A 12,614-nucleotide genomic window follows, 5' to 3' on the forward strand; every position below is an offset into this window, starting at 1 on the left:
AGCTATACAACCTGTTTCAGTAACTGAAACGCTTCTGCATATCTAACGCCCACTGTACTTCCACGCAGTGTTGCCAGCAACGTTATATTCTCAATGCTTCTTGGGAAAGGTTGATAACCAAGCTCTGAAGCATATAATCTTTTAATAAGACTGACTTTACGCTCAAATTGCTCAGTTACATCTACGTAATAGTTTGGGGCAAACATATTGCCTGCAATTGCCGGAGCAAATTCTGTTTCCGAAATGGTTTCGTACATTAAAACCTTTTTAATAGATGGATACCGAAAGCTTTTTGTGCAAGCAAATGCAGCGTCAAAAGTAACTCTGTGATCGCTATGAACGTCGGATCTGTTTGGAATATAGACAACTTCCGGAGTTAATTGCTTAAATATGTCGGCAATTTTGGAGATTGCTTCAAGTAAAGGAAAAGTATCCATAAAAGTGGTTGGATATCCCAGCTGAAAAACCTCATCAAAATCATAAGCTTGTCTAATATTTTTCATTAAACGGTCTTGTTCCTTTTCTTGTTTTTGAGATGGGGGTGGGGTGGGGTGGGGGTACAACTGCTTTTAGCAACAGCACAGGTTACAAAAATACAACTGACTTTGTCATTTTCGCTTTTGTGTCGAAGGATTGTTCCGCCTACGCCTAAACTTTCATCATCCGGATGAGGTGCAATCACCACTACATTCATATGTATTCTCCAACTTTGGGCAAAGTATTAAATTCATGTTCCAATATCCTGATACTCCCATCATAACATTTGATGTCTATTGAATTGTCAGGTACTGCCAAAATCTTGCCAAATTCAATATTGCTCACCTCGCACGGCATTTCCTTAACTTTCCAAATTGTCACTTTATTTGAGTCATAAATCAAATGTGCGCCAATATACGGCTTAGATAAAGCTCTGACGAGGTTATAAATTGCCGTTGAAGACATATTAAAACGGATCACGCCGTCATGTTCGCCTCTTTTCCTCCAATAATTAGCCTGTCTGTCGTCCTGCTTGGATCGCGTAAATTTACGACATTTCAGCTTATCGTGCAATTTCTCCAGCTGAGATTCGGCTGTAGTCGCAATTTTATTGTATAGACTTCTGGCGTCATCTTCGTAAGAAACATTTATCGGCGTCTGGCTCAAAATATCGCCGCTGTCTGCACCATCATCCATTATAAAAAAAAGGTTGAGGCTGTCTCGCTTAATCCTAAAGCCAGCGTCCAAATTAAAGGATGCCTGCCTCTATTTTGGGGAAGATTTGTTGGATGAAAGCCAATCACGCCAATTTCTGTTAGGTTGAGTAACTCTTGCTTTATTAAGCTAGACCAGCCGAAACAGAAAATAACATCTGGATTAAGCGACTTGATCCAGTCGACTGTCTCCTTGGCATTGACATCGATTGCAAATCTATAAGGAATGTTTGCTTTGTTGCACAGAGGAATCAGATCGCAGAAATCAGAGTTAACCCTTGATCTTTCTTTAGTAACTACTCCAACGACCTCTGCTTCAATAGCGATAAGCTTGGCCAACATCCGAGCGGAAAACTCAACGGTGCCAATAAATACGATTCTCATTTGGCACGCAAATCAAAAAACGCCTTCTTCAACAGCTTACTTGCATCGATTTTTTTGAGTTTATTTATGATACTGTTCGCCGCGTCGTTTCCTTCGTAAAAATTGCGTACTGTTTTAAGTGCTTGCTGAAACTCAGTTGAATATAGTTTTTGCATAGCGCATAGGATTGCTTCTTTGGTGTTTTCACAGTTGATAATAGATTTGGACTGTATCCTGCCTTGTTGTCTGTCGCCAATGTTAATTGTGCCTATTTTAAAGCTTGGCGCTTCTGTTATTCCGCTGGAAGAGTTGCCGACAACGGCGTCAACAAACTGCAGAGTGGAAAAATATCGAAGCTGGCCCAGAGACTCGAAAGCTATTGCATTTTCATGCAGCGATACATACTCGTCTGTTAAATCAAATATTTCTTCATTTCCATCATCAGAGTTGGGTTTTGTGAAAATGATCTTTGTGTTCTTCAGCTCGGACAAAGCATCCAGCAATGTTTGAAATTGCTCAGCCTGGCTGTAACCATGTGCTAAAGTCATGGGATGAAAAGTAATAAGCAGGTTTTTTAGGCTGAATTTAAAATGCAGCTGTTCTTCCAGTTCATCTTTGGAGAGTAGTTTTGTGTTTTTGATATTTTCAACGCCAAGAGAGCCAACATTAAAAACATACTCTGGATTTTCGCCTAACTGAATTACGCGATTTCTATACTCTTCACAAATCGTGAAATGTAAGTGGCTCATCTTAGTGATGCAGTGGCGAATTTCTTCATCTATTATTCCAAATGTAGATTCGCCTCCGCCAATGTGCGCTATTGGCAGCTTGCTTAGCATAGCGGCAATGACCACGGCCATTATCTCATACCTGTCCCCCAGTACAATAAGCACGTCAGGCTTAAGCTCGCCAAAGGCTTCATAGAACTTTTCAACAGCAACCGACATAGCGTATGCGGGCTTTTTCTCGATGCAAATGTCTATTTTTTTGGTAATCGCAGTTGTAATTTCCGAACAAGTATAACCAAACCGTTCGGATAAATGAGTTCCAGTTACGACCAGCTGCAGGTCCAAATCAGCATCGCGTGAAATCTTGTCGATTAAGTTCGACATGATTCCATATTCAGCCCTTGTGGAGGTTACAACGCAGATTTTCTTGATGCTCATTTACCGCAACATCCCCACAAAGAACGCAGATTAACCCACCCTTTCAGGCCGTTAACGCCGACTCTAACCCAGCTGTCTTTCGCCGAGATCGTTTCGCAAATAACATTTTTCTCAAGCTTTGCGATAATGGGGGAATCAGCGCTGGGCGCTTTATACATCATTGTAACCTTAGGTAAAGTAATTACAGTCCTTTTGGGGCTTAGAAAGTTTTTGTGAACCCAGCCCTCTGTCCCTTCATGATCGCGTATTTTAACCCAGTCGTTAAAGTGAGCTAAAGCCAATACAGGCAGTTTAATGACGTTATAGTGCCATATTATCGGATACTGTTTCCCTGGCCCGACCCGCATGTTAACGCTTTGCGAACGCAGGCTCATGTAGTCAATCTTAGTATCATCCGCCGTGCACCAGCAACAAGGCATGCATAAAAGCAATAAAAAAACGACCTTACGCATCAAGCGCCTTTTAAAATGTTGGTGGAAAGAAAGTCTGTAAGCCGGGTTCTGTAGCACATGGCTCTTCCAAGCTATGTGACGGTAATCATTCATCTGCACCAAGCGTCGCCGCCTGGCTTTAGCAACCAACCCGGACATGATATGCGCAAAAGCTCGCACGTCAAAACTGACACATGCCCCTATTTGGTCTTGCTCCAGGTGAGGTTTGCCTTACCGCCGCTGTTACCAACGGCGTGGTGGGCTTTTACCCCGCCTTTTCACCCTTACCGAGCGCAAACCCGGCGGTATATTTTCTGTGGCACTTTCTCTGAGGTCACCCTCGCCAGACGTTATCTGGCACCTTGCTTTTGTGGAGCCCGGACTTTCCTCTGCATAAAACTGCAGCAATCACCCAACTTTCTCGCCCAATTGTATTTTATGACACAAAACATCCATGTTGCAAAGAAAAGATCGTTGAGATACCTTAAAGCCAAGATATTACAGTTTATCAGTGTAGGAACAATATGATTTTAAGGGTGCTTTTGCTTTGCGTTATCTTTTTACTAAGCGGCTGCAAAGCCTTTGAGAAAATGGGAATCCGGGCAACCAATGTTTACCAAATTAAAGATAACGCGCTGATAGTTCCTCCTGATGCTTATGATTGTCCTGCGCCAGAAAATGGTGAAGATATCTTGCCGAAAAAGGATACGAAAAAGAAACGCAAGTCGTCTAAGTGAAGGCACGTATGTTAGAGCCAGACTGTTCTAGGGTGTTTTGGTGTTATTGGAAATGAGGGAGAGAATGATTAGGGGATTTTTCTGCTTTCTTCTGGCTATATATCAAATCTGCGGTTGTTGGTGCAATGCGCAGAAGCCTGCGGCCGATAAGACTAAAAACGCTCAAAATTTTCAATTAGACTTTTCTGACCTGGATCCCAAGAAAGCCAAAAAAACTAAGCTAGCAAACGGTATAGAGTTGCTGGTCTTTGAGAATCACTTTGCCCCTATGGTGTACTTCTCCGTATGTGTAATGTCGGGCAGTATGGACGATCCGGCAGGGAAAAGCGGCGTTGCCCACTATCTTGAGCACCTTATGTTCAAAGGAACCACCAAATATCCAAAGGAAAAGTTGTTGGGCGATTTGCTGAAAAACTCTGCAACTATAAATGCTTATACTGCGCTGGATCGCACCGTGTTCTGGGAGTACGGACCTAAGGAGCACTTAGAGCTTTTTGCAGATATCGAATCAAATAGGTTTAAGGAAAGCGCGGTTCCTCCTGCAGAGGCGTTAAGCGAACGTAGTGTCGTACTGGAAGAGGTGCGTATGTACGAACGTCAGGTTAAAGAGCTGTTGTCCAATTATCTGTCGAATGCCTTATGTCTTGGAACTCCGTTACAACGGCCGATAGCTGGATGGTTGCCTGAAGTAAGCGAATTGACCCTTGATGACGCAACGCTGTTTAAACAGAGGCATTACTGTACTGAAAACACCAAAATCATCGTCATTGGGGATGTGTCTTTCGATCAAGTAGTGCGGTTGGTCGAGAAATATTTTGGCGACATTCCAAGGTCGGCGGCACCCAGCAAAGCTTACGATGAAGAAAACGCTAAACATTACTCTAGCAAGACCTTTCTGCGGCTTGAGAAGTACAACAATCAGTTCGGGCATCCCGTTGTATCGCTGATTTGGCAGCCGGATGTTTGCTATAATAAAGATTTACAGCGGGCTGTTGCGCTGGAACTGTTTCTTAACTCAATCGCTGGTGATGATATAAGCTGGCTGTATCAAGAATTGATTGAAAAACACAAGATTGCGGCCAAAATAGGGTTGTCAGCTGAGATGAACTTGAGGCACCCTTACAGAATTGAAATCGCTGCGTCACCTGCACCCAATACCAAGATGAACATCCTTGAAAAACGCCTTTTGGAGGCGATTAAACAAAAATGCCAAAGTGGCTTAACGGTTGAAGAGTTTGATCTTGCCAGAAACAGACGCGTTATATCCATCATGTATGCAATGCAGGGTTATATGTCGTCAGGACGGTATTTCGAGGCTATGTTTGAAAACGATTCTTATTCAAAGATTTTAGATATTCTAAAAACGTTGACCGTGGATTTTGTTAATCAGGTTGCAAGAGAATGTTTGATGCGCCCACCAGTGGCGGTTGTTGTTATGTGGCCAGATTCGCAATTTTCTGCAGTTTCTGCGGGCGGAAGGAGATAGTACGCAATGGTTTCATTGAAAAAATATGTGCTTGTTGTGCTTGGCGTTTTGACCTCCTCGGTGATATGCGCAGATGAAGGCGTGCCGCCGGCTCAAGAGGCTCAGAATCGACCAGTTATAGCCGTCCAAAAGCTTGTGGCAAAAAATGGCATCAAAATTTGGCTTTATGAAGATCATCGAACGCCGATGATTGCTTTGAAAGTTAGATTCGCAGGTTTGGGTAGCGCGTATGAGTCGGATGACAAAAAGGGGCTTATGGAAGTCCTTACCAAAACCATTCGCGATGGTGCCGGTAATATGAGTAAAATGGATATCAATAAAGCTTTGCTTAATTTAGGCGCTGAGCTTTTCTTTTCGGCATCTGATGACGATATGTTCTGTAGCGTTACGGCCCTTAAAAATTCGCTTTACAAAGCTGCCGATATAATAAAAGACGTAATAACCAAACCAACATTTGACAATAAGCTGGTTAAGATTGCTGTTAATCAGCTGTGCGATAAATATAAATCTTTAATAGAAGATCCAAAATATTTGGCAAGAAAGGCAATTAGAGAATCTGCTTTTCCTAAGCATCCTTATGGAAGGTTGCCGACAGAAGAGACTTATAAACGTGTAAGCGGAAACGTACTAAGAAAGTTTTGGTCGTCGGTGTTAAATGTTCAAAATATATTTGTAGTGTTAGTTGGCAATATTGATGCCAAGGAGGCTGTCAACTTGGTTGATCGTCTGTTTGCTGATGTGCCGTCTGGTGGAAAACGCAAAACACTTGCGCGAGTTACTCCAAAGTGCTCTAGCGACTTGAAGATTGTACATAATGACACAAAGCAATCAATTATAGCATTTTATACAGAAGGAATTTCTACTGGTCATCCGGATTACGTGGCTTATCGAGCAGCGAATGTGATACTTGGTGGACCGTATCAATGTTCTCGACTTGCTAAAAAAATCCGCGCAGACGAAGGGCTGGCCTATTATATTATGACTAACGTCAAGAATTATGTTAATGCAGACATGCTTGTGGGGATTGGGGAAACTTCCAACAAAACAGCCTATACAGTTGTCAATATGATGAAAGATGTTGTTTATAAACTGAAGTTTGATGCCAGCAAGAAAGACAACTCAAAAATCGAAGAAGATGAGCTTGCTTTAGCTAAAGGACAGTTGTTAAAGGATTTTTATAACGCATTTTCTAATTGTAAAACGCTTGCGAGTTATCTTATGAGCATGCATGTGGCTCGGCTGCCTTTGTCATACTTATACGATTATCCGGCTAAGGTCAGCGCTTTAACTTTGCAAGATATTCAAGATGTGTTTAACAAAAAACTGATCGATCCAGACAAAATAACCTGCATAATCGTTGGTCAACCAGAAATTACCACGCCTACGCCGCAGACTAAGCAATAGACCTGTCCTCTGATTTTCATATATAATTTAAAGATATGGAAAGTAAAAAAGATCAAATCGATGCCGAAGCAGTTCGGTCGCTTGCCGATCTGTTAAAAGAGACAGGACTAACCGAAATTGAGTATCAGCTTGACAATCTACGCATAAGGGTTGCCAAGAATGTGCAGGTGGTAAATGCTGCATTGGCCGCCCCTGCTGCTGTTTCTGCCATAGTGCAATTGCCGCAGGAGGCTCAGCCTGAAGCCACCCTTTCCACAGCAACAACCGCCCAATCAACATCAGAGCCCGATGAGGTAGGCACAGAAAGCGAAGCCATTAGGTCGCCTATGGTAGGTGTTGTTTACGTTGCGCCGTCTCCAGGGGCGGATCCATTTGTGAAGGTTGGTGAAACGGTATCCGAAGGTCAGACTTTGCTGGTGATCGAGGCCATGAAGGTTATGAACATGATCAAAGCCCCAAAATCAGGGACTGTGAAAGAGGTTTTGGTACAAGACCGACAGCCAGTGGAGTATGGTGAACCTTTGATAGTCATTGTTTAGGTTCACCCGTCGATGTTTAAAAAGATACTCATTGCCAATCGCGGCGAGATTGCCCTTCGGGTTATGCGTGCTTGTCGCGACATTGGGATTCATACAGTTGCTGTGCACTCTACCGCCGACGCTGATTCTATGCATGTACGCTTAGCCGATGAAAGCGTGTGTATAGGCGGCCCTTTAAGCAAAGACAGTTATTTAAATATACCGGCTATCATTACCGCCGCAACGGTAACTAATTCTGACGCTATACACCCAGGTGTTGGATTTTTAAGCGAAAATGCCGAGTTTGCCGAGATTGTTAGGGATCACAACTTGGTTTTCATCGGCCCTTCGCCTCAGCACATTACAGATATGGGCGATAAGGTTAAGGCTAAAAAAATCGCCGCTAAGCTGGGTATCCCAATCGTTCCAGGATCTGACGGCGGCGTATCCAGTTTACCTGAAGCACAAAGTATCGCCCGTAATATCGGCTATCCCATCCTGATTAAGGCTACAAGCGGCGGTGGTGGCCGCGGCATGAAGATCGTCCGTAGCGAGTCTGAATTAGCTGAGGCCATCCAAATGGCCAAAAGCGAGGCTGAAGCTTCCTTTGGTAACAGCGAGGTCTATATAGAAAAATACTTGCCGCACCCTAAGCACATAGAGATTCAGGTGATCGCCGATAACTTTGGCAATGTTATACACTTGGGTGAGCGTGACTGCTCATTGCAGCGCAGGCATCAAAAAGTTTTTGAGGAATCGCCCAGCCCCGTTATTACGCCTGAGCAACGAGCTGAGCTTGGTAAACTGGTCGCTAATTCAATTAAGCAGCTTGGATACCGTGGCGTTGGAACGATTGAATTTTTATATGCTAGCGGCCATTTTTATTTTATAGAGATGAATACTCGCCTTCAGGTAGAGCACCCAATAACCGAACAAATAACCGGCATAGATATAGCGCAAGAGCAGATCAAAATTGCCGCAGATGACAAGCTATCGTTCTCTCAGCAAGACGTAAAGCTCTCCGGTCATGCCATAGAATGTCGGATTAATGCAGAAGACCCCGATACCTTTGCTCCTTCGCCAGGACTAGTCAGCAGTTATCACTCCCCAGGCGGTCCAGGGGTCAGAATCGACAGCCATCTTTATTCTGGCTATAAGATTCCATCGTATTATGACAGCTTGGCCGCCAAGCTTATTGTTTATGAAGTAAACAGGAAAAGGTGCCTGGCCAGGCTTAAACGCGCGCTAAGCGAATACGTTATTTCTGGAGTAAAAACCCTTATTCCCCTGCATTTGCGCATTATCGATAATCCAGAAGTTATTTCAGGCCGATATGACATCACCACGCTTGAAAGAATGATGGCGGCTTTACAGTAGGCCCTATTTTAAGAAATAAGGCTTTCCTTTGTAAGCTCTTTCCTTAAGCCAATAATTCCAAGTACATTGGGGATTATCATAAGGCCAATCACTATATCCGCAATCACAAAGACCGTATCGATTTTCAAAAAAGCCCCTGAGATTAGGCAACATACAAATACGATTTTATAGGGAATAACATACTTATCATTTAGCAAGTACTGAATACATTTTTCTCCATAAAAGTTCCACCCTATTATTGTGGTGAATGCAAAGAAGATGATGCTAAGGCTAACGATGTATTTTCCAAACTCGCCCATGCCAAGCCCAGCCACAAAAGCACATGAGGTCAGCAGATTGCCGTCTATGCTTCTTGTAACGCTGAAAAATCCAGTATCAGCGTTTGTTATAAGCAAAACCAACCCTGTCATAGTGCACACAACGACAGATAAAAGCGCCCCGACCATTGATATTAAGCCCTGCTTGACAGAAGAGTCTGTCTTCGCTGTAGCAACAGCGATCGCCGAACTTCCAAGGCCAGATTCATGAGCATAAATACCTCGGCTGATTCCTATATGCACAACGTTTGCAACAGTAACCCCCGCCCCACAACCTAAAATCGCTTGAGGAGAGCAAGCTCCTTGAAATATCAGATAAAAAGCCTGCGGTATCTGGTCGATTTTCAGCAGCAATATCAAAATCGCGGCACCGATATATATCACGGTCATGATTGGGACAATCTGCTGAGCGACTTGAGATATACGCTTAAGCCCGCCTATGGTCACGGCAACAACTATGGCGCTAAGCAGCGTTATGGCAATGGTCGACGACATGCCAAATGTTCCTGCCGCTGCCACTATAGAGTTGCTTTGCGCCAGCGTCCCTATCCCAAGAATGGCCACAAAAACCCCGAACAGGGCATACATTTTTGCAGGCAATCGGCTTTTTAAACCAACCTCTATATAGCGCATCGGACCGCCTATAATTTGCTTATATTGGTTGGTTATTCTGTATTTTATGGCCAGCACGCCTTCAGCATATTTAATGGATAAGCAAAGCAGAGATGAAACCCAAAGCCAGAATATCACGCCAGGCCCGCCTACGGTTATAGAGACCGCAACGCCAACAATATTGCCGGTACCAAGCGTTGCCGAAAGCGCTGTACATAGGGCCGCAAAGCTTGAAATATCGCCGCTGTGGCTGTGGTTTTCTTTCTCAAAAACGTATCTAATGCCAAGCTTCAAATTGGCGAGCGTAAGTGTTTTAAGTTTAACGGTAAAATAAGCTCCTGCACCAAGCAGCAGCGTTATTAGCGGCCATCCCCAAATCCACTCGTTAAGTGTGATAATGTATTGCTCTATTAGCTCCATGCCCACAAAACTATCCGCTATAGATATGTTTAGCAAGGCTGTTTACGCGTTATAATGGGATGTTAGGGCTTTTTCGTAAAAAAAAGATTGCGGCAATGCTTTGATGAGGTGATTTGCAAACAGAAGGCTGATTTAGCTTTTAATGAGCTTGATTTTTAGCACAAGAGGCGCTGCACAAAACTTTTAATGATTTGTTTAGTATTTTTTTTAAAAAAGTTATTGACAAATGATATTGATATAGTATATAAGTACATCGTTAGCATTTTAACATTAGGAGAATAAAATGAATAAGAAATTGTTATTAGCAAACGCTGCGGCTGTAGCCTTCAGCTGCTTTAGCGGCTCAACAGTAGATGCAATGTTTCGACGTCCTGAGAGAATAAAGACGGCAGGCGATTCATTTGCCCAGAGCGAAGCAGAAACTGAGGTGTTTCCACGAGTTCGTATTGCTGGAAATCCACAAGACGCAACGACTGTTTTAGAGATAGCTAGTTTTTTCCAAAAAGCGCAGAACCAATCGGGTGAGTTTAAAAAAAATACAAAATAAGTTTCAGCTATTTTCGAAAAATGCAATGAAGTTATTTGCAGGACTTCCTGATCTTGAGCTCGTGAGGTTTTTTTCACTCAAGCGAGAGATGTGCGGTTTTTTGTAAGTGACGAAAGACAACAAGCTGATGATAAAGTGTCAGAGCGACGCGACCAATTGCGAACAAAAAAAGCCGAGCATAGATCAAGCCAGGCTACAGCGGACGATGTTCAACAAGCTGGCTCAGATTTAAATTTAGCTAAACAATCTTTGGCTATAGCAAAAAATAGAGACCGGGCAGCTTTATTTTTGAGATTGAGTATGCCTTCTGTGTTGGCTAGCTTCGAGGAAGCGGGATACTATAATCCTGATCTAATAGAGATAACTTTTGCAACATTAACTAGGTTTTTACCTCCAAGGAATAGTGAGCGAGAGTCAATTTTTTCTGCGATGTTGGATGAGTATAATTTCACACCTACCAGCCTACTTAAGGCTTATTATCTATTAGAACCCAATGCGCAGAAGGAGTTCGTAGATTATCTTTTAATTCCAGCAAAAGGTGTTGCTAACGATAGAATCTCAATTGGCAAGTTATGCGATGCTTTAAATGCAGTAGTTTATCCATTAGGAAGCATTACCGCTGAATTTTTATCTGCTCTGACTAATACGATGATAGAAGCAATACTTCTTAATCGCGGCGATAACCCGCAATCGATAAGGCTTGAAATGTATCTATTTCATACAGTTGGGTATGTACCCGTCGTGCCAATGCTGATGGGTGATTATGATTTATTAGTAAATAATTTAGTTTATATAGAGCAGAGAGCTGATCCGAAATATAAAGAACCAATGCATGCGTTCTTAAAAGGTTTGGCGATAGGGCGCCCCATCTTGGCAGATCGTAGTTTAGTGTCATATTCGAGCAATCAATGTGATATTGCAGATACGACCTTTGATACTTTATACATCGATGGTTGGCGTTCAGTTGTTGCATATTATCTAGGCCAGGATTTTACTGATGTAGAGGTTGCGCTGGTTGTTGCTGCTGACGATTTGCCTAAGGCTCCGTCTTCAGATCAATTTATGCTGAAGCATCTTATGCCATTTAGTGCAAGTCCAGAAGTAAATGCTGCTAGGGAGTCGCAAGCATCACGGTTGTTGTCTGCCGATGCTACAATAGCCACTCGCTTGCGGGAGATTTTAGGAATAGAACATAACCCTGAGCTAGATAGTAAATAACGCTCTTTCAGATCAAATGCCGAAGACCAAGAGGCGTGATGATTCCTTCATTCACGCCTCTTCCTCTTTGTGAAAATTGAAATATAAGAATCCATTACGTTAATGGCTCAATATGTTGTAATCTTCCTTCAGATATTTCATGAGTGTAGTCATGATAGGCGCAAACCACGCTGGAATTAGATAGAAAGCCCTATAGCTAATGATTGGCAGTTTTGCGCTATACTAAAACTTAAACATTGCGATAATTCTATTATTGAAAAGGCTAGCCGATATTGCATTGGTTACAGAAGGATCTTCTGAAAAATGCGATAGTCATCATGGTGATTCTTTAGATGGTTAAGTAAATTTTATAGTATATCGTTTCAGCGACGGCTCGGAGGCCTCAGGGCCACTCTCAGTAAATATAATACTGAATCATCGAAGCTTTCTAAATGCTTGAGATGGTTTAGAAACTGCAAAGTTTTCCTAACCGCATACATTAATAAACAGTTAAGCGCTAATCCAGCAGCGGTCATTGATTTTACAAAGAGAAGCATTTAGTTTGCAAAATTGGCAACCGATGAAACCTCAGAGCCTTCTAGGTGCCGCCTTAGCGACATATTATTGAGTTTATTAGCTAGTTTGCCTGAGTATTTAGATATCTGTAATGATTCACCTTTACTCATGTCCGCCTTAGTTAGTAACCCTACTAAACAATTATTATTTAAACCAAAAAGCCCCTACCTCATGAGGCAAGGGCTTTTATACTCTAAAATCCTAAGAAGCTTAGAACGTGTAAACACCCATCACACGAAATCCCCACTTCTTACCTTCAAGCTCAATCTGCTT

Annotated in this window: 12 protein-coding genes, 1 other RNA gene and 1 pseudogene; 7 read left to right on the plus strand and 7 right to left on the minus strand. The window is 42.7% G+C overall.

Annotated features, from left to right (window positions below; all coding sequences use genetic code 11):
• Positions 1 to 2: 2 nt before the first annotated feature.
• The 6 genes and pseudogenes from LBL30_04090 to rnpB all read right to left on the minus strand — a co-directional run bounded on the left by LBL30_04090 (position 3) and on the right by rnpB (position 3,574).
• Positions 3 to 694 (minus strand): annotated as a pseudogene (locus LBL30_04090) (PIG-L family deacetylase).
• On the minus strand, positions 691 to 1,224 hold the full coding sequence (locus tag LBL30_04095; GenBank protein MDR1032271.1) for a hypothetical protein: 534 nt from the start codon (positions 1,222 to 1,224) through the stop codon (positions 691 to 693). Before LBL30_04095 ends, LBL30_04090 begins: the two are co-directional and overlap by 4 nt.
• Positions 1,173 to 1,574, minus strand: coding sequence for a hypothetical protein (locus LBL30_04100; protein ID MDR1032272.1), 402 nt, complete (start codon positions 1,572 to 1,574; stop codon positions 1,173 to 1,175). The genes LBL30_04095 and LBL30_04100 overlap by 52 nt, the downstream gene beginning before the upstream one ends.
• Entirely contained in the window at positions 1,571 to 2,719 is a 1,149-nt protein-coding gene (gene neuC, locus LBL30_04105) for a UDP-N-acetylglucosamine 2-epimerase (GenBank protein MDR1032273.1), read from the minus strand. The genes LBL30_04100 and neuC overlap by 4 nt, the downstream gene beginning before the upstream one ends.
• Positions 2,716 to 3,171, minus strand: a complete 456-nt coding sequence (locus tag LBL30_04110; protein ID MDR1032274.1) for a hypothetical protein — start codon at positions 3,169 to 3,171, stop codon at positions 2,716 to 2,718. The genes neuC and LBL30_04110 overlap by 4 nt, the downstream gene beginning before the upstream one ends.
• Positions 3,172 to 3,192: 21 nt before the next feature.
• An RNA gene (gene rnpB, locus LBL30_04115) (RNase P RNA component class A) lies at positions 3,193 to 3,574 on the minus strand.
• Between the two features lie 100 nt (positions 3,575 to 3,674).
• On the opposite strand from rnpB, the gene LBL30_04120 reads away from it, so the two are divergent.
• From LBL30_04120 to accC, 5 genes are read left to right on the plus strand one after another with little or no spacing between them, the layout of a single operon-like run.
• On the plus strand, positions 3,675 to 3,887 hold the full coding sequence (locus LBL30_04120; GenBank protein MDR1032275.1) for a hypothetical protein: 213 nt from the start codon (positions 3,675 to 3,677) through the stop codon (positions 3,885 to 3,887).
• Positions 3,888 to 3,939: 52 nt separating this feature from the next.
• A complete protein-coding gene (locus LBL30_04125; GenBank protein MDR1032276.1) occupies positions 3,940 to 5,373 on the plus strand; it encodes an insulinase family protein in 1,434 nt (477 codons plus the stop codon).
• A 6-nt stretch (positions 5,374 to 5,379) separates the two neighbouring features.
• Complete coding sequence (locus LBL30_04130; GenBank protein ID MDR1032277.1) at positions 5,380 to 6,777, plus strand: insulinase family protein; 1,398 nt, start codon at positions 5,380 to 5,382, stop codon at positions 6,775 to 6,777.
• Between the two features lie 35 nt (positions 6,778 to 6,812).
• A complete protein-coding gene (gene accB, locus LBL30_04135; GenBank protein ID MDR1032278.1) occupies positions 6,813 to 7,316 on the plus strand; it encodes an acetyl-CoA carboxylase biotin carboxyl carrier protein in 504 nt (167 codons plus the stop codon).
• Positions 7,317 to 7,328: 12 nt separating this feature from the next.
• A complete protein-coding gene (gene accC, locus LBL30_04140) occupies positions 7,329 to 8,672 on the plus strand; it encodes an acetyl-CoA carboxylase biotin carboxylase subunit (protein MDR1032279.1) in 1,344 nt (447 codons plus the stop codon).
• An 8-nt stretch (positions 8,673 to 8,680) separates the two neighbouring features.
• Here accC and LBL30_04145 read toward each other — a convergent pair whose 3' ends face one another.
• Entirely contained in the window at positions 8,681 to 10,057 is a 1,377-nt protein-coding gene (locus LBL30_04145) for an amino acid carrier protein (GenBank protein ID MDR1032280.1), read from the minus strand.
• A gap of 247 nt (positions 10,058 to 10,304) precedes the next feature.
• On the opposite strand from LBL30_04145, the gene LBL30_04150 reads away from it, so the two are divergent.
• Together LBL30_04150 and LBL30_04155 are read left to right on the plus strand one after the other, a co-directional pair.
• Positions 10,305 to 10,568, plus strand: a complete 264-nt coding sequence (locus tag LBL30_04150) for a hypothetical protein (GenBank protein MDR1032281.1) — start codon at positions 10,305 to 10,307, stop codon at positions 10,566 to 10,568.
• A 249-nt stretch (positions 10,569 to 10,817) separates the two neighbouring features.
• Positions 10,818 to 11,786 carry a hypothetical protein gene (locus LBL30_04155; protein MDR1032282.1) on the plus strand — a complete coding sequence of 323 codons (969 nt, stop codon included), beginning with the start codon at positions 10,818 to 10,820 and terminating at the stop codon, positions 11,784 to 11,786.
• Positions 11,787 to 12,614: the final 828 nt, after the last annotated feature.

It is taken from the genome of Holosporales bacterium (assembly GCA_031263535.1).
Lineage (GTDB): Bacteria > Pseudomonadota > Alphaproteobacteria > UBA3830 > JAIRWN01 > JAIRWN01.

Coding starts and splice junctions, on each gene's coding strand:
- LBL30_04100 (MDR1032272.1), bottom strand. CDS start 1,574: ATGAGAATCGTATTTATTGGCACCGTTGAGTTTTCCGCTCGGATGTTG.
- neuC (MDR1032273.1), bottom strand. CDS start 2,719: ATGAGCATCAAGAAAATCTGCGTTGTAACCTCCACAAGGGCTGAATAT.
- LBL30_04110 (MDR1032274.1), bottom strand. CDS start 3,171: ATGCGTAAGGTCGTTTTTTTATTGCTTTTATGCATGCCTTGTTGCTGG.
- LBL30_04120 (MDR1032275.1), top strand. CDS start 3,675: ATGATTTTAAGGGTGCTTTTGCTTTGCGTTATCTTTTTACTAAGCGGC.
- LBL30_04125 (MDR1032276.1), top strand. CDS start 3,940: ATGAGGGAGAGAATGATTAGGGGATTTTTCTGCTTTCTTCTGGCTATA.
- LBL30_04130 (MDR1032277.1), top strand. CDS start 5,380: ATGGTTTCATTGAAAAAATATGTGCTTGTTGTGCTTGGCGTTTTGACC.
- accB (MDR1032278.1), top strand. CDS start 6,813: ATGGAAAGTAAAAAAGATCAAATCGATGCCGAAGCAGTTCGGTCGCTT.
- accC (MDR1032279.1), top strand. CDS start 7,329: ATGTTTAAAAAGATACTCATTGCCAATCGCGGCGAGATTGCCCTTCGG.
- LBL30_04150 (MDR1032281.1), top strand. CDS start 10,305: ATGAATAAGAAATTGTTATTAGCAAACGCTGCGGCTGTAGCCTTCAGC.